Here is an 18077-nt window from a genome sequence, read left to right as displayed (position 1 = left end):
CGGCCGGTGGTCTTGGCCATGTTGGTCTTGACCGAGGTTTCGTCGACAAATGCCAGCCGTTCCAGGTGGTTGGCCATGAAGGGTTGGCGCCTTGCGATCCAGACGTGGCGCTGCCCGGCCACATCTTTGCGCGTCTGCTCAAGCGCCTGAAGGTCTTTTCTTGTGCGTCATCCCGAGCCCATGCAGGGCGCGCCAGACGGTGCCGCGGTGAACGTCGATGCCATGGACCTCGGCCAGGTCCGCGGTCAGGTCGTCGAGCGTGATCTCACCCCTGGCGGCGACGCGGGCCTCGATCCAACCGGTTACGCCCGCCAGCTTGCCGTGCCCGCCGCCATTCCCCTGCCGCCGAGGTGCCAGAGACCCGGTGTGGTCACTTGCGAAGCCCCTAGAGGCCCGACAGCGCCGTGTCGGGGGCGATGAGGTACCAGGCCGGAACGCCCACCCGCATGACGCGGAGGGCGTTGGCAAAACTCGACTCCTCGGCGATGAAGTTGGTCCACAGGGTCGCCTCGATGTAGTCCTCTCCGGGGGTAGCCGGGCCGAAGGCGCAGGAGGAGGTCAGCCAGGGCGTGCCCCAGGCATGACGACTGCTGACCACGTCGCGCACCTCGCCATCAATGGTGACCTGCGACATGACCAGCGACATTGCGAATTCGCCGTCGGGCTGAAGCTCGAACAGCGGTTCGAAGTCGCTGTCGGGACTGCGAAAGGTGTCCTTGTACAACTCGAACGCCATGGCGCAGGCGTAGACTTGGCCCATGTCGTTGGCCTGCACTGCATCGGGCGGCAGGACCAGATCGACGCCGGCATGAGCGGCGCGTCCCAGGGTGTCAACCATGTGCGGCTGGTCTGAGGGGGCCATCAGGACATCGGTCAGGAAGTCCGTCGACAGGCCCGACATGCGCTGGTCCCGCACCAGCCTGCGCAGGATGTCGTAGGACCGCTCGAGGGCTGTCGCCGGATCTAGCAGGTCCGTCGCGGCGGGCATTGGAGCGACAAAGCCTAGCTGCGCGCCCGGCTCCATGCGCCGGGAATTGTAACGGTAGTCACCCCACTCACTGCCGCCAAGAAACGCCAGCGCGCAGGCCGAAAGGCAGCTGTCACCCTCGCGCAGGTAGGTGGCGACTCCGTAGGCCATGAAGACATCGTAGAGCTCCATACCGCCTTTCAGCGATCCACCGGGGCTGTCGAGGCAGATCGACGTGGTGTCGCCCGAGCTGGTTTCGATCAGCGCCACAAGGCGTGCGGCGTCACCATCCTCGATCGGGCCGGCCAGCTCCAGCGCACAGCGCGGGTCCTTGCCGGTAATGAGCGTGGCGGCACGAACGGTGGTGGGACAGGGCAGGATGAGCAGAATGGCGATGAGAATGCGGAGCATTGAAACCTGCATTGAAAAGAAGGGGTGAGAGCAAACAGGGCCGCGTTACCGCGGCCCTGTCCAGGATCTGATGGCCGCACACCGGTCCCGAAGGCCCCGGTCGCGGCGGGTCAGGCTCAGTTCGGGATCTCGGCGGTGATGCCTTCGACGAAGAAGTTCATGCCCAGCAGCGTGCCGTCGTCTGCCACTTCACCCTCAGCCAGCCAGGCCGAACCGTCGGCCTTGTTGATCGGGCCGGTGAAGGGGTGGTACTCGCCCGCCGTGATGGCGGCGATCATCGCCTCGGCCTCGGCCTTGACCTCGGCCGGAACCGCCTCGGTGATCTCGCCGATCACCACTTCGCCCTCGGGCATGCCGGCCCAGCTGGCCTGCTGTTCCCAGGTCCCGTCCATCACCGCGCCGACGCGCTTGACGTAGTAGGGCGCCCAGTTGTCGATGATCGAGGCGACGCGCGGGCTGGGCTTGAAGGCGGCCATGTCGGAGGCCTGGCCAAAGCCGACCACCTTGCCATCTTCCTTGGCGGCCTCGCCCAGCGGCGCGGTCGAGTCGGTGTGCGCGGCGATCACGTCGACGCCCTGGTCGATCATCGCGCGGGCGGCGTCGGCCTCTTTCGACGGATCGAACCAGGTGTAGGCCCAGGTCACCACCAATTCGACGTCCGGGTTCACCTTCTTGGCGTGCAGGTAGTAGCTGTTGATGCCCTGGATGACCTCGGGGATCGGGAACGAGGCGATGTAGCCGATCTTGTTGGTCTTGGTCATCTTGCCCGCGATGTGGCCGATCACGGCGCGGCCTTCGTAGAAACGCGCGTCATAGGTCGAGACGTTGGCATGGTCGCGCTTGTAGCCGGTGGCGTGCTCGAACTTCACGTTCGGGAACTTGGCCGCGACGGCGTTGGTCGCTTCCATGTAGCCGAAGGAGGTGGTGAAGATGATGTTGCAGCCGGACAGCGCCATCTGGGTCAGCACGCGCTCGGCGTCGGCGCCTTCGGGGACGCTTTCCTGCCAGGCGATCTCGACCTTGTCGCCATAGGCTTCCTTGACGGCCAGCGCGCCTTGGTGGTGCTGGTAGGTCCAGCCGCCGTCGCCGATCGGGCCGACGTAGACAAAGCAGGCCTTGGTGGTGTCCTGCGCGAATGCTGATGTGCCGAGCGTCAGCGCCAGCGCGGCGCTGGCAAGGAGGGTTCTGCGGTTCATGTGGGCTCCCTTTGGGTGTTTGTGATTGCTTGAAAAACGGGCCTCAGGACGAGGCCTGGAACGGGCGGCCCAGCGAGGCCGGTGCGCCATGCACCCCCCGGGCCGAGATCAGCACGAGCACGAGGATCGTGATGACATAGGGCGACATCGAGAGGAACTCGACGCCGGTTTGCAAGCCGGCAGCCTGAAGGTTCAGCTGCAACACGGTGACGCCGCCGAACAGATAGGCACCCACGGCGACGCGGCCGGCGCGCCAGCTGGCAAAGACGACGATGGCCAGCGCGATCCAGCCGGCGCCGGCGGTCATGCCTTCGGTCCATTGCGGCACGCGGACAAGGCTGATGTAGGCGCCGCCGAGGCCCGCGCAGGCGCCGCCGAACAGGATGGCCAGCAGGCGGATGCGCACCACCTTGTAGCCCAGCGCATGAGCGCTGTCGTGGCTTTCGCCGACCGCGCGCAGGATCAGCCCGGCGCGGCTGTATTTGAGAAAGGCCCAGACCGCGACCACGAGCGCGAGGCTGGAATAGACCATGATGTCATGGCTGAACAGCATCCGGCCCACCACCGGCAGATCCGACAGCACGGGGATGTCGAGCTTGGGCAGGGTGGGGCTTTTCACGCCTTCGTAAGGCTTGCCGATCAGGCTGGACAGGCCGAGACCGACCAGCGTCAGACCCAGCCCCGTGGCAACCTGGTTCGACAGCAGGAATTGCGTCAACAGTCCAAAGGCCAGCGACAGCGCCGCCCCGGCAAATGCGGCAGCGACAAAGCCGAGCCCGGGGGAGGAGACGTTGACCGCCACGGCAAAGCCGACGACGGCGCCGGTGATCATCATGCCCTCGACACCCAGGTTCAGCACGCCGGACTTTTCCACCACCATCTCGCCGATGGCTGCCAGCAGGATCGGCGTCGCCGAGACCATGATGGAGGCCACCAGCAGGATCGGGTTGATCGCACTCAGGTCCATGGCGTGTCTCCTGCGGTAAGGGCGGGCGAGGGGCCAGCCCCTCGCGCTCCCCGGGATATTTGCAGCCAGAAGAAGCTGCGAAGGCGGGTGCGGGTCATGCGGCCTCCCTCTTGCCCCAGCGCAGGCGGAAGTTGACGAAGACGTCCATCGCCAGCAGGAAGAACAGCAGCATGCCCTGGAACAGCTGGATCGACGCCCCGGGCAGGCCCAACATCAGCTGCGCCAGCTCGCCGCCAATATAGGTCAGTGCCATCAGCAACCCGGCCAGCAGGATGCCCACCGGGTGCAGACGGCCGAGGAAGGCGACGATGATCGCGGTGAAACCATAGCCGGAGTTGAAGTCGATCGAGATCTGCCCGGCGGGGCCGGCCACCTCGAACAGCCCGGCCGACCCGGCCAGCAGCCCCGACAGGCCGAGGCAGATCAGGATGATGCGCGCCGGGTTCACCCCCGCAAAGCGCGCCGCGCGCGGCGCCTCGCCGGTCAGGCGGATGTTGAAGCCCAGGATGTGGCGGCTGAGCAGCACATAGGCGCCGATCACCGCGACAAAGGCAAAGACCACGCCCCAATGCATGCCCGTCCCGGCGATCAACTCGGCATTGTGGGCGGCGTCCCATTGCTTGAAGTTGCGCGAGCCGGGAAAATTCATGCCCTCGGGGTTGCGCAGCAGGCCGGTGGCGGCCGAGCCGAGCAGGGTCTGCGCGACGTAGACCAGCATCAGCGAGACGAGGATCTCGTTGGTGCCGTACTTCGTCTTGAGGATGGCCGGGATCATCGCCCAGGCCCAGCCCCCCAGCGCCCCGGCGACGATCATCAGCGGAAAGATCAGCGCGCTGTCGGAGGGGTAGAACGCGAGGCCCGCGGCGGCACCGCAGATCGCGCCCATGATGTACTGGCCTTCGGCGCCGATGTTCCAGATCCCGGCGCGGAAGCCGATCGAGAGGCCGATCGCGATCAGGATCAGCGGCCCGGCCTTGATCAGCAGCTGCGGCCGGGAATAGCTGGCGAACTGGGCGCTGAAGATCGGATCCCAGAAGATCGTCCGGATCGCCTCGAACGGGTTGGCGCCGAGGATGGCGAAGAGGATGCCGCCCATGATCATGGTCAGCAGAACCGCCATGACCGGTGTCAGCACGGTCCAGAGCTGCGACGGCTGGGGGCGTTTTTCCAGGCGGATCATCCGCGTGCCTCCCTGTCGGACGATGCGGGCCAATTTCCGGTCACGGAAATTGCAAAAGTTTTCAAAAACTTTTGCGCGCCCGGCCCGGCCGTTGCGCCCCGTATCGCGTCACGGATGGACATGGGCCACCTCCATGTCATGCGCGCCGCCCATCATCAGGCCGATCTGCTCGATATCCAGCTCTGCCGTCGGGCGGGTGGGCGAGAGCCGCCCTTCGTTCAGCGCGCCGAAGCGGTCGGAAATCTCCATCAGCTCGTCCAGGTCCTGGCTGATCACCACCACGGCGCTGCCCTTGGCCGCGAGGTCCAGCACCGATTGCCGGATGAAGGCCGCCGCCGCCGCGTCCACGCCCCAGGTGGGCTGGTTCAGCACCAGGACGCGCGGGTTCTGAAGGATCTCGCGCCCCACCACGAATTTCTGCAGGTTGCCGCCCGACAGCGCCCGCGCCGCCGTGCCCGGCCCCGGCGTGCGCACGTCGAACAGGCCGATCACGTCCTCGGCAAAACGCCGTGCCTTGCCCCAGGAGATGAAGCCCCGCGTCAGCATCCCTTCGCGCCGCGCCGCGGTCAGCACGCCGTTCTCGATCAAGCTCATGTCGGGTGCCGCCGCATGGCCCAGCCGTTCCTCCGGCCCCGACAGCACGCCCAGCCCGCGCCGCGCCACCGGCCCCGCGCGGCTGATGTCCTGCCCGTCCAGCCAGACGCTGCCTGCCGGAGCGTGCCGTTCCCCCGACAGCGCGGCCAGCAGTTCGTCCTGCCCGTTGCCAGCGACGCCGCCGATGCCCAGCACCTCGCCCGCCCGCACCTCGAAGCTGACCCCGCGCAGCGGCGTGCCGAAGGCGCCCGGCGCCGGCAGTTTCAGGTCGCGGACCGCCAGCAGCACCTCGCCCGGGGTGCCGTCCCTGGCCTGCGGCGTGGCAAAACTGGCGCCCACCATCATCTCGGCCAGCTGCCGTGCCGATGTGTCGGCCGGCGTGCAGGTCGCCACCTTCTTGCCCAGCCGCAGGATCGTCGCGGTGTCGCAGAGCGCGCGGATCTCTTCCAGCTTGTGCGAGATGTAGAGGATCGACGTGCCCTCGGCCTTCAGTCTGCGCAGGGTTTCGAACAGGATGTCGACCTCCTGCGGCGTCAGCACCGAGGTCGGCTCGTCCATGATCAGCAGGCGCGGATCCTGCAACAGGCAGCGGATGATCTCGACCCTTTGACGTTCGCCGGCGGACAGCGTGCCGACGGTGCGCGACGGATCCAGCGGCAGGCCGTAAGTCTCTGACAGCTCGCGGATCTGGCGGGCGAGGTCGGACAACGGCGGCGGCGTTTCCATGCCCAGCGCCACGTTTTCCGCCACGTTCAGCGCGTCGAACAGCGAAAAGTGCTGGAACACCATGGCAACGCCCGACCGCCGCGCCTCCGAGGGTTTGGACGGCGCATAGGGCGCCCCGTCCAGCGTCATCGTCCCCTTGTCGGGGGCAACGAGGCCGTAGATCATCTTGACCAGGGTCGACTTTCCGGCGCCGTTTTCGCCCAGCAGGGCATGGATCTCGCCCTTGCCGATGTCAAAGGAGACGTCGTCATTGGCGATCACGCCGGGGTAGATCTTGGTCAGGCCCCTGAGGCTGAGGAGTGTGTCGGCCACGCCCTGTCCATTCCTTTTTGCAGTCTGAGTATCTGGCCGGCGGTGCCGATGGCAATGGCCTGCGGATGCTTGCCCAGGTCTTTCTGCCCGATCGGGCAGCAGATGGCGTCGATCCGGGCGCTCGCATGGCCCAGCGCCGACAGTCGCCTGCGAAAGCGCGCCCACTTGGTGTCCGACCCGATCAACCCGCAGAAGGCAAAGCCATGGCGCAGTGCCGCGTGGCACAGGGCCAGGTCCAACTCGTGGCTGTAGGTCAGGACCAGGTGCGCGGTGATGCGGGGCGCCAGCGCCATGGCCTGTTCCGGGTGCGGCGCGGGCAGGGCGGTGACGCCCTCGGGGATCTCGTCGGGAAAGCGCTCCGGCGCGGTGTCGACCCAGGTCAGCGCAAGGCCGGGCAGGGGCGACAGCACCGACACCAGCGCCCGGCCCACGTGCCCCGCGCCCCAGATCCAGACCGGCAGCGCGGATGGCGACACCGGCTCGACCATCCAGCCCTGCACCAGCTGCGGCGCCGGCGTCTCGCCCCGTGCCCGCGCCCGGTCCAGTACCCGGCGCACCGCCAGCGGCATCTCTCCCGGCCCGCGCGCGATCACCTCGCCCTCGGGCAGGTTGTTGGCGTCGTAGTGCTCGGTCAGCAGCGTCACCGCCCCGCCGCAACACTGGCCCAGCTCCGGTCCCAGCGGGTGCCGGGTCAACCCGTTGCGCGTGAACGCCTGCCTGGCTGCCTCGAACTCCAGCGCGCCGCCGCCGATGGTCCCACTCTGCCCGCCCGCCCACACCAGCATTGACGCTCCCACCTCGCGCGGGGCGGATCCCGCCACCTCGGCCACCACCACGCGCGCCACCCGGCCATGGGCGGCAACCGCGCGGCGCAGGGCGTCGAGGTCGAAACTCATGCCCGCACCCGCCCGATCGCCGCCAGCACGCGTTCCGGCGTGGCGGGCGCATCCAACGCCGGATAGCCCGGGCCGCAGGCCGCCACCGCATCAGACAGCGCCAGAAAGGCAGAGATGCCCAGCATGAAGGGCGGCTCACCCACCGCCTTGGAGCGATAGATCGTCGCCTCGCGGTTCTCCCCCTCCCAGAGCGCGACGTTGAACACTTCCGGCGCGTCGGAACAGGCCGGGATCTTGTAGGTCGACGGCGCATGGGTGCGCAGCCGCCCCTTGTCGTCCCAGACCAGTTCCTCGGTGGTCAGCCAGCCCGCGCCCTGCACGAACCCGCCTTCCACCTGGCCGATGTCGAGGGCAGGGTTCAGCGACTTGCCCGCATCGTGCAGGATGTCGGCGCGCAACATCCGGTATTCGCCGGTCAGGGTGTCCACCATGACCTCGGTGCAGGCCGCGCCATGGGCAAAGTAGTAGAACGGCCGCCCATGGCCGCGCAGCCGGTCCCAGGTGATGCCGGGTGTCTTGTAAAAGCCGGTCGACGACAGGCTGACCCGCCCCGCGTAACAAAAGGCCGCCGCCTCGGCAAAGCTCATCTCCGCCGTGCCCGCCCGCACGCGGCCACCTTCGAACAGGACCGCGTCGGCAGGGCACTGGTGCATCTGGCCCAGGTGCTCGGCCATGCGCGCGCGGATCGTGTCGCAGGCCACCTTGACCGCCGCCCCGTTCAGATCCGACCCGGACGAGGCTGCGGTGGCCGAGGTGTTGGGCACCTTGGCGGTGTCCGTCGCGGTGATCCGCACCGCCGACAGTGGCACGCCGAAACTGGCCGCCGCCACCTGCGCCACTTTCTGGAACAGCCCCTGTCCCATCTCGGTGCCGCCGTGGTTCATCGCGATGGAGCCGTCCTGGTAGACATGCACCAGCGCGCCGGCCTGGTTCAGGTGCGTCAGCGTAAAGGAGATGCCGAACTTCACCGGCGTCAGCGCCAGCCCCCTCTTGAGCAGCGGATTGGCCGCGTTCCAGTCTGTCACCGCCGCCCGCCGCGCGGCATAACCGCAGGACTCGGCCAGCGCCGCGGTCATCTCGTGCAGGATGAAATCCTCGACCCGCTGTCCGTAGGGCGTGACGTTCCGGGGCTTCTTCTCTGCGGAAATACTCCCGGGGGGGCTTGCCGCAGGCAAGTGGGGGGCAGAGCCCCCCTCCGCCGGATCGTAATAGTTGACCCGCCGCACCTCCAGCGGATCGCGGCCCAGCACATGGGCGATGTGGTCCATCACCCGCTCGATCCCCAGCACCCCCTGCGGCCCGCCAAAGCCGCGAAAGGCGGTGGCGCTCTGCATGTTGGTCTTCAACCTGTGCGATTCGATCCGCACGGCGGGCAGGAAATAGGCGTTGTCGGCGTGCAGCATCGCCCGGTCCGCCACCGGCAAGGACAGGTCCTGCGCCCAGCCGCAGCGGGTGTATTGCCGGAACTCGATGCCCCGGATCACGCCCGAGCCATCCACGCCGACACGGTAATCGATGCGGAAGTCGTGCCGCTTGCCGGTGATCACCATGTCGTCGTCGCGGTCATAGCGCATCTTGGCCGGGCGGCCGGTGGCCTGCGCCACCACCGCGCAGGCAATGGCCAGCGCGTTGCCCTGGCTTTCCTTGCCGCCGAACCCGCCGCCCATGCGCCGCGTCTCGACCCGGACGTTGTGCATGTTCAGGCCCAGCGCATGGGCGACCTTGTGCTGGATCTCGGTCGGGTGCTGGGTGGAGGACATGACCAGCATGTCGCCGTCCTCCTGCGGCAGCACCAGCGCGGCCTGCCCTTCGAGGTAGAAATGCTCCTGCCCGCCCATCTCGATGCGGCTTTCGATCACGTGATCGGAACCGGAAAAAGCGGCCTCCAGGTCCCCCCGCGCCCAGATGCGGGGGCCTTCCTCAAAGCGGCTGTCGGCTTCCAGCGCTTCGTCCGCCGTCAGGATCGGGGTCGTGGCCTCGGTCTCGACCTTGGCCAGCGTCACGGCGCGGCGCGCGGCGAGGTGGCTGTCGGCGGCGACCAGGAACAGCGGCTGGCCGACATAATGCAGGCTGCCGTCCGACAGCAGCGGCTCGTCGTGGTTCGAGGGCGAGCAGTCGCAGTCCGAGGGCAGATCGGCCGCGGTCCAGACGCCGCGCACGCCGGGGGCGGCGCGGACGGCGGTCAGGTCCAGCGCGGTCAGCCGCCCGGCGGCGATGGGCGACAGGCCAAAGGCCAGGTGCAGGCAGTTGGCCGGCGTCGGGATGTCGTCGACATAGCGCGCCTTGCCGGTGACATGCAGCGTCGCGGCGTCATGCGGGAGGGAGTCGTGCACGCTCATGCCCGCACCTCCAGCACGCTGGTGCGCAGGCCGGCGTCCTCGGCCAGCGCGCGGCGCAGCATGTTGCGCGCCGCTGTCAGCCGGTAGGTCGCGCTGGCCCGCATGTCGTCAAGCGGGGTGAAATCCTGCGCCCAGGCCGGGTCGGCGGCCGCCACCGTGGCTTCGGTCCAGGGTCGTCCGATCAGCGCCTGTTCCACATGGGAGGCACGCTTGGGGATGCCCGCCATGCCACCAAAGGCGATGCGCGCGGCCGTGACGGTGCGACCCTCGACCGTGATGTTGAAGGCGCCGCAGACGGCCGAGATGTCCTGGTCGAAACGTTTCGACAGCTTGTAGACCCGCAGCCTGTCGGGCTGTTTCGGGATCGTGACAGCTTCGACGAACTCGCCCGGGGCGCGATCCTGCTTGCCGTAGGCGAGGTAGAACGCCTCCAATGGCAGGTCGCGGCGGTCGTTGCCGTGGCGCAGGTGCAGGGTGGCGTCCAGCGCGATCAGCGGCGGCGGGTTGTCCCCGATGGGCGAACCGTTGGCGATGTTGCCGCCGATCGTCGCCGCCGCCCGCACCTGGGCCGAGCCATAGCGGCGGATCATCTCGGCGTAACTTGGGTGATGTGCCTTCATCAGCGTCAGCACCCGGTCCATGGTGACACCCGCGCCGATACGGATGGCGTGCTCGGTCTCCTCGATCTGTTGCAGGTCGGTGCATCGGTTCAGGAAGATGACCCGGGGCAGGTCGCGCAGCTGCTTGGTCACCCAGAGGCCGACGTCGGTGGCCCCGGCGACCAGCGTCGCGTCCGGGTAGGCGGCATACAGCGCGGCCAGCGCGTCGGAGGTCTCCGGTGCGTCGGCGGTGAGGTCCGCAGGGGGGCTGTCTGCCCCCCGCCCTGCGGGCCCCCCCGAGGATATTTCCGGCCAAGAGAAATCCAGGTCGGCGGCGATCCAGTCGGCGCGTGGCGCGGATTCGGCGGCGCGGGCGGCGCGCAGGATCGGGGCGTAGCCGGTACAGCGGCAGAGGTTGCCGGCCAGCGCGTCGGCGTGTCCGGTGTCGCCGTTCAGGTGCGCGGTGGCCATCGAGACGGCAAAGCCGGGGGTGCAGAACCCGCACTGGCTGCCGTGGTGGTCGACCAGCGCCTGCTGGACCGGGTGCAGCGTGCCGTCGGGGGCGGCGAGGCCCTCGACCGTGCGGACCGCCTTGCCATGCAGTTGCGGCAGGAAAAGGATGCAGGCGTTGAGCGCGCGGGCGCCATCGCGGTCGCTGACCATCACGGTGCAGGCGCCGCAGTCGCCTTCGTTGCAGCCTTCCTTGGTGCCGGTCAGGCCGCGCTGTTCGCGCAGCCAGTCGAGCAGCGTCTCGGTGGGGCGGACGTCCGTCAGGTCCACGCTCTCTCCGTTCAGAAGAAAGGTGATATGCATTCGAGTGTGACCCGCCGCCTTACCCTGATGCCCCGCAAGTCCTGCGGGGTGCGCGCCCTCGATGCGGCGTAGAAGGCGCGCGTTGCTGTCGTCGGGTTACAGGCTAGGCGCGGGGGGCGGCCCAAGGCAAGCGGAAATCGCCCGTTCCTTCATCGCATCTGTATAGCCTGCCGCAAAAGCCGTCAGAGTGTGGCGGCAAGCTCGGCCAGTTGGTCCGCGGCCGCGTTCCAGCCCTCGTGGAACCCCATGGCTTCGTGCCGTTCACGGCCCTCCGGATCGGTGTGCAGGGCGGTGGCGGTGTAGAAGGTGCCGCCGTCCCGGGGCGCGAAGGTGACGATGGAGGTCATGAAGGGCGCGGCGACGGGACGCCAGCCGGCGCGCAGCCCGTCGGTGAAGACCAGGCGGCGCTCTGGCTCGACGACCAGAAAGCACCCTTCGTTGTCGGCGGCGCAGATGTCCGGGTCGCTGCCGTCCATGCCGGGGCCTTCCATCCGGGTAAAGAACCGCCCGCCGGGGCGCAGGTCGATCACTGCCTCGGTCACCTGCCAGGGCTTGGGGCAGAACCACTGCATCAGCAATTCCGGCTCTGTCCAGCAGCGCCAGAGCGTGGCGGGTGGGGCGTCGAACTGCCGTTCGAGGCGCAGGTCGAGGGTGGGGTCGAGATCGGTCACGGCTCAGGTCCCTTTCTGGTCAGCGGGGGCGGGGGCGAGGGTGCGGCGCAGGGCGGCGATCTCTTCGGCGACCGGGCCGGTGGGGCAGGCGGCACGCTCGGACCAGCTGGAAAAGCGGTCGAGCATGGGCAGGAAGATGTCCAGTTCCTCGGGCGTCCAGTCCTTGAGAAAGGAGCCCAGCACAAGCAGGCGGTAACTGCGCACGGCCTCGACCGCGCGGGCGCCGGTTTCGGTCAGCTCCAGCACGGCGCGGCGGGCGTCCTGCTGGCTGACGTCGCGGCGCAGGTAGCCCCGGCCGATCAGCGCCGAGGTCAGGCGGCTGGCGCGCGACGGGTCGATCGCCAGCCGCGCGGCGACGCTGGAGACCATGGTCTCTTCGCCCTCGGACTTGTCGAACTCGCGCGAAGGCGCGCGCACCGCCATCAGTACGTCAAGCTCAGCCAGGTCGAGCGGCAGGTCGAGGTCCGCCAAGGCGCGCAGCCCCAGTTCGCGGCGCAGGAAGCGGCGCCGCCAGCCTTGCAGGATCGCGTCGATGTCGAGCGCGGTCTCGGCCGTCGCGGGGTCGATCCCGGCGCGGCCGAGTCGTCGAACCAGGTTGTCGTCCCGTGCGGACATGTGACCCCGCTGTGCGGAATTGCGTGACCGGGGCAAATGCATGACATTGACATGTATTTGCCCCTGACACATATTTACGCTCAGGCCGCGCGGCGCGCAATCCTTCCGTTGTCCCGCGCGTGCCGTCGCCCGGCGCCGGCCGAAGGGATCGGCCGGCGCCGAGGCCATGATCCAGGGAATCCACCATGTCACTTGCAGACCCGTCCTCCGCCATGTCCGAAGCCCGCCCTGATCCGGCGGGATTGCGGCTGGCGCTGGGCGCCATCGCCACGACGCTGCTGTTCGCCTCGCTGGGGCAGACCATCGTGTCGACCGCGCTGCCGGTCATGGTGGCGGACCTGGGCGGCATGGACCACATCACCTGGGTCGTCACCGCCTACCTGCTGGCCTCGACCATCGGCGCGCCGCTGGCGGGCAAGCTGTCGGACCTCTACGGCCGCAAGGCGATCCTGCAGGGCGGCATCCTTGTCTTCCTCGCCGGCGCGCTGGTCTGCGGCACGGCGCAGTCCATGGAGATGCTGATCGCCGGGCGCGCGGTGCAGGGGCTGGGCGGCGGCGGGCTGATCGTGACCTGCATGACCGCCGTGGGCGACCTGCTGCCCCCGAGGGAGCGCGGGCGGGCGCAGGGCCTGCTGGGCGCGGCCTTCGGCGTGTCGACGGTGATCGGGCCGCTCTTGGGCGGGGCGATCGTGCAGAGCATCGGCTGGCATTGGATCTTTTTCGTCAACGTGCCGGTGGGCGTGGCGGCCTACGTGGTGCTGAACCGGGCGCTGAGCGCGCCCACCGTGCGCCAGACCAAGCCGGTAGACTACCTTGGCGCGGCGCTGCTGGCGGTGCTGCTGTCCTCCATCGTCCTGCTGCCCAACCTGGGCGGCGCCTATGGCTGGGCCAGTCCGCAGGTCATGGCGCTGGGCGCTGTCATCGTGCTGTCGCTGGCCGGCTTTGTGCTGGTGGAGCGGCGCGCGGTCGAACCGATCCTGCCGCTGAGCCTGTTCCGCAACAACACCTTCCTGGTGATAAATGCCGTGGGATTCCTGGTCGGCATGGGGATGTTCGGCACGATCACCTTTCTGCCGCTGTTCCTGCAAGTGGTGCAGGGCGTCACGCCCACCACCTCGGGGCTGTTCCTGGTGCCGATGATGGGCGGGCTGATCCTGTCGTCGCAGCTGTCGGGGCGCATGATGTCGCGCAGCGGGCGCTACAAGGTGATCCCGATCGTGTCGACCGGACTGCTGGCGCTGGCACTGGCAGCGCTGGCGCAGATGGAAGCGGCGACCTCGCTCTGGGCGATCGGTGCGGTCATGGTGCTGGTGGGGCTGGGGCTGGGGCCGGTCTTTGCCGTTGGCGTCGCGGCGATCCAGAACGCGGTGCCGCGCGCGATGATGGGGGTGGGCACCGCCTCGACCAACATGTTCCGGCTGATCGGCGGATCGCTGGGCACCGCCGTCTTTGGCGCGATGTTCGCCGCCGGGCTGGCCCGCGCGGTGGCTGGACAGGTGCCCGGCGGGCTGTCGGGCGGCATCGGCGGGCTGAGTGCTTCATCGCTGCGTGCGCTGCCCGCCGAAACGCAGACGCGGGTGCTGGACGGGTTCTCGACCGCGCTGCACCCGGTGTTCTGGGTCGCTGCGGCGGCGGCGCTGCTGGCCTGCCTCGTGTCGATGCTGCTGATCGAGGAGCCGCTGGCCGACAACTGACCGGGCGCCCTGCGGGGCAGGGCGCCGGGTGCGGTTCAGAACGGCAGGAACTCGCTGTCCAGCGCGTAGGCTTTCACCGCCAGCAGCGGCTGGTCGTCGGCAAAGCTGAAGACAAAGACATTGGCCATCTCGTTGGCCAGGGTCATCCGGCAGAACACCACGTCGGGGTCGAACTGCGCCGGGCAGTTTTCCAGGTCGACGTGTGTCACGGCCTGTTCAAAGACCTCGTAGGTCAGGCGGGCGTCGCCCAGGTAGGTGACGTCGCCGCTGCCGGGGCTGTGTTCGCCGGGGCCGGAGGCAAAGGCTGGCGTGGCAAGGACAAGGGCGGCAAGGGTGGTGCGGAGGGTTGGGGTCATGGCTTTTCCGATTCTTTCTGTCGGGTAATATCTGACTCTTTTTATCGGGTTCGACAAGGGGATCTTGCGCGCCGAACCGGCCCTCATTAATCGGGGTTCCGCCGAGGCCCGCCGCGGCCTAGGGTGCGGGCATGGCCGATCCGCGATTCATCCACCTCCGCGTTCACACCGAATACTCCCTGCTGGAAGGCGCCGTGCGGCTGAAAAAGCTGCCCGGCCTCTGCGCCGCGATGGGCATGCCGGCGGTGGCGGTGACCGACACCAACAACCTGTTCGCCGCGCTGGAGTTTTCCGCCACCGCCAGCGGCGCGGGCATCCAGCCCATCGTCGGCTGTCAGGTCAGCCTGCGCTACATCGAGCCGCAGCCGGGCGAACGGCCCAAACCGCCCGCGCCGGTGGTCCTGCTGGCGCAGACCGAGCGCGGGTATGAACACCTGATGAAGCTCAATTCCTGCATCTACATGCGGCGCGACACCGAACTGCCGCATGTGACGCTGGCGGAACTGGAGGCGCATTCCGAGGACGTGATCTGCCTGACCGGCGGGCCGGACGGGCCGGTGGGCCGGCTGTTGCGCAACGGCAGCCGCGCGGCCGCCGAGGCGCTGATGACGCGGCTGACGCAGGTCTTCGGCGACCGGCTCTATGTCGAATTGCAGCGCCACCCGGGCGAGGACGGCGCGCTGCCCGAGGCCGAACGCCTGAGCGAGCGCGGCTTTGTCGAGATGGCCTATGCCATGGACCTGCCGCTGGTCGCGACGAACGATGTCTATTTCCCGAAACCGGAGATGTACGAGGCGCATGACGCGCTGATCTGCATCGCCGAGGGCGCCTATGTCGATCAGCAGCAGCCGCGCCGCCGGCTGACGCCGCAGCACTATCTCAAGACGCCGCAGGAAATGGCGGTGCTCTTTGCCGACCTGCCCGAGGCGCTGGAAAACACCGTCGAGATCGCCAGACGCTGCGCCTTCATGGCCTACAAGCGCGCGCCGATCCTGCCCAAGTTCGCCGATGACGAGGTGGCGGAACTGCGCCGCATGGCCAACGACGGGTTGCAGGAACGGCTGAAGGTGATCCCGCACGCGGTGACTCCCGCCGAGTACCAGGAACGGCTGGACTTCGAGCTGGGCATCATCGAGGGCATGGGCTTTCCCGGCTACTTCCTGATCGTGGCCGACTTCATCCAGTGGGCCAAGGACAACAACATCCCCGTGGGGCCGGGGCGGGGGTCGGGCGCGGGCAGCCTCGTGGCCTATGCGCTGACCATCACCGACCTCGACCCGCTGCGCTATTCGCTGCTGTTCGAACGGTTTCTCAACCCGGAGCGGGTGTCGATGCCCGACTTCGACATCGACTTCTGCATGGACCGCCGCGAAGAGGTGATCCGCTACGTGCAGGACAAGTACGGCCATGACAAGGTGGCGCAGATCATCACCTTTGGCGCGCTCCTGTCCAAGGCGGCGGTGCGCGACATGGGCCGGGTGTTGCAGATGCCCTATGGCCAGGTCGACCGCCTGTCCAAGATGATCCCGGTCGAGGGCGTCAAGCCGGTCAGCATCGAACAGGCGCTGCGGGACGAGCCGCGCCTGGCGGAGGAGGCCAAGAACGAGGAGGTCGTCGACCGCCTGCTGAAATACGGCATGCAGGTCGAGGGGCTGTTGCGCTCTGCCGGCACCCACGCGGCGGGCGTGGTGATCGCCGACCGCCCCACCGATGAGCTGGTGCCGCTGTATCGCGATCCGCGCTCGGACATGCCGGCGACCCAGTTCAACATGAAGTGGGTCGAGGCGGCCGGCCTGGTCAAGTTCGACTTTCTCGGCCTCAAGACGCTGACGGTGATCCAGAACGCGGTGGACCTGATCCTGAAATCGGGCCGCCCGCTGCACGTGGCCGCCGACGGAACGGAGCTGTACCAGCCCGCGCCGGGCGCCGAGAACCAGATGAACCTGATCCCGCTCGACGACGCGGCGACATACAAGCTCTATGCCGCGGCCAAGACGGTCGCGGTGTTCCAGGTGGAAAGCTCGGGCATGATGGATGCGCTCAAGCGCATGAAGCCCACCTGCATCGAGGACATCGTGGCGCTGGTGGCGCTCTATCGGCCCGGCCCGATGGAAAACATCCCGACCTATTGCGAGGTCAAGAACGGCCTGCGCGAGATCACCTCGGTCCATCCCAGCATCGACCACATTCTGGCCGAAACGCAGGGCATCATCGTCTACCAGGAACAGGTGATGCAGATCGCCCAGGTCATGGCGGGCTACAGCCTCGGCGGCGCCGACCTCTTGCGCCGCGCCATGGGCAAGAAGATCAAGGAGGCGATGGACGCCGAACGCCCCAAGTTCGAGAAGGGCGCGGCCGAGAACGGGGTGGACAAGAAGAAGGCCACCGAGGTCTTTGACCTGCTGGAGAAATTCGCCAACTACGGCTTCAACAAGTCGCACGCCGCCGCCTATGCCGTGGTCAGCTACCAGACCGCCTGGCTCAAGGCGAACCACCCGGTCGAGTTCATGGCCGGCGTGATGAATTGCGACATCCACCTCACCGACAAGCTGGCGATCTACTTCGAGGAGGTCCGCAAGGGCCTGAGCCTGCCCTACGTGCCGCCCTGCGTGAACCGCAGCCAGGCCACCTTCGACGTGGCCGGGGGCAAGCTGGTCTATGCCTTGGGCGCGCTCAAGAACGTCGGCGTCGAGGCGATGCGGCTGGTGGTGGCGGGAAGGGGCGACAAGCCCTTTGTCAGCCTGTTCGATTTCGCCCGCCGCGTGGACCTCAAGAAGATCGGCAAGCGGCCACTCGAGATGATGGCGCGGGCCGGCGCCTTTGACGTGCTCGACGGCAACCGGCGGCGCGTGTTCGACGCGCTCGACGCGCTGGTGGCCTATTCCTCGGCCATCCACGAGCAGAAGGCCAGCGCACAGGTGTCGCTGTTCGGCGAGGCGGGCGAGGATCTGCCTGAACCGCGCCTGTCGCCGGTCAGCGACTGGCTGCCCGCCGAACGGCTGGCGGAAGAGTTCAAGGCGATCGGCTTTTACCTCTCCGGCCATCCGCTGGACGACTACATGGCGCAACTGCGCCGGGTCGAACGCTCCGGCAGCTTCATGACGCTGGACGAGTTGACCCACAAGGTGCAGCAGAACGGCGCCATGGTGGCCAAGCTGGCCGGTGTCGTCGCCGGGCGGCAGGAGCGCAAGTCGGCGCGCGGCAACCGCTTTGCCTTTTGCCAGATGTCGGACCCGACCGGCGCCTACGAGGTCACGCTGTTTTCGGAGGCGCTGGAGAAATCGCGCGAGTATCTCGAAAGCGGCTCCAAGGTGGTGGTCACGGTCGAGGCGACGATGGAATCGGACCAGCTGAAGCTGCTGGGCCGGTCCGTGGGACCGATCGACGCGGCGGTGGCGGGGGCGGGCGTGAACGGCCTGCGGATCTACGTCGAGGACGCCGGCGCGCTGCCGCAGATCGCCTCGGTGCTGAGCCGGGCGGCCGAGCAGATGCCCAAGGCGGCGCGCGGGCCGATCCATTTCTGCCTGAACGATCCGGCCTTGCCGGGCGAGGTCGAGATGGATTCGGGACGGGCCTACCCGGTGACGCCGGAAATCAAGGGCGCGGTGAAATCGCTGGACGGTGTTCTCGCGGTCGAGGACTTCTGAGCGTTTTCCGACCGCTTTCCCGCCTGCGACGTCGCACAAGGTGGACGCGGGGCCGCATGGCACGCTAGAACCGCCGCAACGATCGGGGAGAGAG

13 protein-coding genes are annotated in these 18077 nt (G+C 68.1%); 2 read left to right on the top strand and 11 right to left on the bottom strand.

The window, feature by feature from the left end; translation table 11 throughout:
• Positions 1–385: 385 nt before the first annotated feature.
• The 10 genes from MAA8898_RS24730 to MAA8898_RS24685 all read right to left on the bottom strand — a co-directional run bounded on the left by MAA8898_RS24730 (position 386) and on the right by MAA8898_RS24685 (position 12286).
• Positions 386–1378: a COG3904 family protein gene (locus MAA8898_RS24730; RefSeq protein ID WP_094023691.1), complete on the bottom strand. Its 993-nt coding sequence runs from the start codon at positions 1376–1378 to the stop codon at positions 386–388.
• Between the two features lie 116 nt (positions 1379–1494).
• Positions 1495–2574: a BMP family ABC transporter substrate-binding protein gene (locus MAA8898_RS24725; protein ID WP_094023690.1), complete on the bottom strand. Its 1080-nt coding sequence runs from the start codon at positions 2572–2574 to the stop codon at positions 1495–1497.
• Positions 2575–2617: 43 nt separating this feature from the next.
• Complete coding sequence (locus MAA8898_RS24720; protein ID WP_176445317.1) at positions 2618–3541, bottom strand: ABC transporter permease; 924 nt, start codon at positions 3539–3541, stop codon at positions 2618–2620.
• 94 nt (positions 3542–3635) lie between these two features.
• Positions 3636–4721, bottom strand: a complete 1086-nt coding sequence (locus MAA8898_RS24715; RefSeq protein WP_094023689.1) for an ABC transporter permease — start codon at positions 4719–4721, stop codon at positions 3636–3638.
• A gap of 108 nt (positions 4722–4829) precedes the next feature.
• Entirely contained in the window at positions 4830–6353 is a 1524-nt protein-coding gene (locus MAA8898_RS24710; RefSeq protein ID WP_094023688.1) for an ABC transporter ATP-binding protein, read from the bottom strand.
• Positions 6320–7249, bottom strand: coding sequence for a xanthine dehydrogenase accessory protein XdhC (gene xdhC, locus MAA8898_RS24705; protein ID WP_094023687.1), 930 nt, complete (start codon positions 7247–7249; stop codon positions 6320–6322). Before xdhC ends, MAA8898_RS24710 begins: the two co-directional genes overlap by 34 nt.
• The gene (xdhB, locus tag MAA8898_RS24700; RefSeq protein ID WP_094023686.1) at positions 7246–9588 is read right to left on the bottom strand and encodes a xanthine dehydrogenase molybdopterin binding subunit; all 2343 of its coding nucleotides are present in this window, start codon (positions 9586–9588) and stop codon (positions 7246–7248) included. Before xdhB ends, xdhC begins: the two co-directional genes overlap by 4 nt.
• Positions 9585–11000: a xanthine dehydrogenase small subunit gene (xdhA, locus tag MAA8898_RS24695; protein WP_094023685.1), complete on the bottom strand. Its 1416-nt coding sequence runs from the start codon at positions 10998–11000 to the stop codon at positions 9585–9587. The genes xdhB and xdhA overlap by 4 nt, the downstream gene beginning before the upstream one ends.
• Before the next feature lie 182 nt (positions 11001–11182).
• Complete coding sequence (locus tag MAA8898_RS24690; protein WP_094023684.1) at positions 11183–11671, bottom strand: SRPBCC family protein; 489 nt, start codon at positions 11669–11671, stop codon at positions 11183–11185.
• Positions 11672–11674: 3 nt separating this feature from the next.
• A complete protein-coding gene (locus MAA8898_RS24685) occupies positions 11675–12286 on the bottom strand; it encodes a MarR family winged helix-turn-helix transcriptional regulator (protein WP_094023683.1) in 612 nt (203 codons plus the stop codon).
• A 212-nt stretch (positions 12287–12498) separates the two neighbouring features.
• Between MAA8898_RS24685 and MAA8898_RS24680 the strand changes: the two genes are divergently transcribed.
• Complete coding sequence (locus tag MAA8898_RS24680; protein ID WP_245853631.1) at positions 12499–13980, top strand: MDR family MFS transporter; 1482 nt, start codon at positions 12499–12501, stop codon at positions 13978–13980.
• A 35-nt stretch (positions 13981–14015) separates the two neighbouring features.
• On the opposite strand, the gene MAA8898_RS24675 is transcribed toward MAA8898_RS24680, so the two are convergent.
• The gene (locus tag MAA8898_RS24675) at positions 14016–14336 is read right to left on the bottom strand and encodes a hypothetical protein (protein WP_094023681.1); all 321 of its coding nucleotides are present in this window, start codon (positions 14334–14336) and stop codon (positions 14016–14018) included.
• 131 nt (positions 14337–14467) lie between these two features.
• Here MAA8898_RS24675 and dnaE point away from each other — a divergent pair, with 131 nt between their 5' ends.
• Positions 14468–17983, top strand: coding sequence for a DNA polymerase III subunit alpha (gene dnaE / locus MAA8898_RS24670; RefSeq protein ID WP_094023680.1), 3516 nt, complete (start codon positions 14468–14470; stop codon positions 17981–17983).
• Positions 17984–18077 lie beyond the last annotated feature (94 nt).

It is taken from the genome of Antarctobacter aquimaris, assembly GCF_900184945.1.
In the GTDB taxonomy this organism is placed as follows: Bacteria; Pseudomonadota; Alphaproteobacteria; order Rhodobacterales; family Rhodobacteraceae; genus Maliponia; species Maliponia aquimaris.
This window is presented reverse-complemented; position numbering and strand designations above follow the sequence as displayed.

What these genes read in the sequence shown, in the direction of transcription:
- MAA8898_RS24725 (WP_094023690.1), bottom strand. Translation starts at nt 2,574, where the DNA reads ATGAACCGCAGAACCCTCCTTGCCAGCGCCGCGCTGGCGCTGACGCTC.
- xdhC (WP_094023687.1), bottom strand. Translation starts at nt 7,249, where the DNA reads ATGAGTTTCGACCTCGACGCCCTGCGCCGCGCGGTTGCCGCCCATGGC.
- xdhB (WP_094023686.1), bottom strand. Translation starts at nt 9,588, where the DNA reads ATGAGCGTGCACGACTCCCTCCCGCATGACGCCGCGACGCTGCATGTC.
- MAA8898_RS24715 (WP_094023689.1), bottom strand. Translation starts at nt 4,721, where the DNA reads ATGATCCGCCTGGAAAAACGCCCCCAGCCGTCGCAGCTCTGGACCGTG.
- MAA8898_RS24675 (WP_094023681.1), bottom strand. Translation starts at nt 14,336, where the DNA reads ATGACCCCAACCCTCCGCACCACCCTTGCCGCCCTTGTCCTTGCCACG.
- MAA8898_RS24680 (WP_245853631.1), top strand. Translation starts at nt 12,499, where the DNA reads ATGTCCGAAGCCCGCCCTGATCCGGCGGGATTGCGGCTGGCGCTGGGC.
- MAA8898_RS24685 (WP_094023683.1), bottom strand. Translation starts at nt 12,286, where the DNA reads ATGTCCGCACGGGACGACAACCTGGTTCGACGACTCGGCCGCGCCGGG.
- MAA8898_RS24730 (WP_094023691.1), bottom strand. Translation starts at nt 1,378, where the DNA reads ATGCTCCGCATTCTCATCGCCATTCTGCTCATCCTGCCCTGTCCCACC.
- xdhA (WP_094023685.1), bottom strand. Translation starts at nt 11,000, where the DNA reads ATGCATATCACCTTTCTTCTGAACGGAGAGAGCGTGGACCTGACGGAC.
- MAA8898_RS24720 (WP_176445317.1), bottom strand. Translation starts at nt 3,541, where the DNA reads ATGGACCTGAGTGCGATCAACCCGATCCTGCTGGTGGCCTCCATCATG.
- dnaE (WP_094023680.1), top strand. Translation starts at nt 14,468, where the DNA reads ATGGCCGATCCGCGATTCATCCACCTCCGCGTTCACACCGAATACTCC.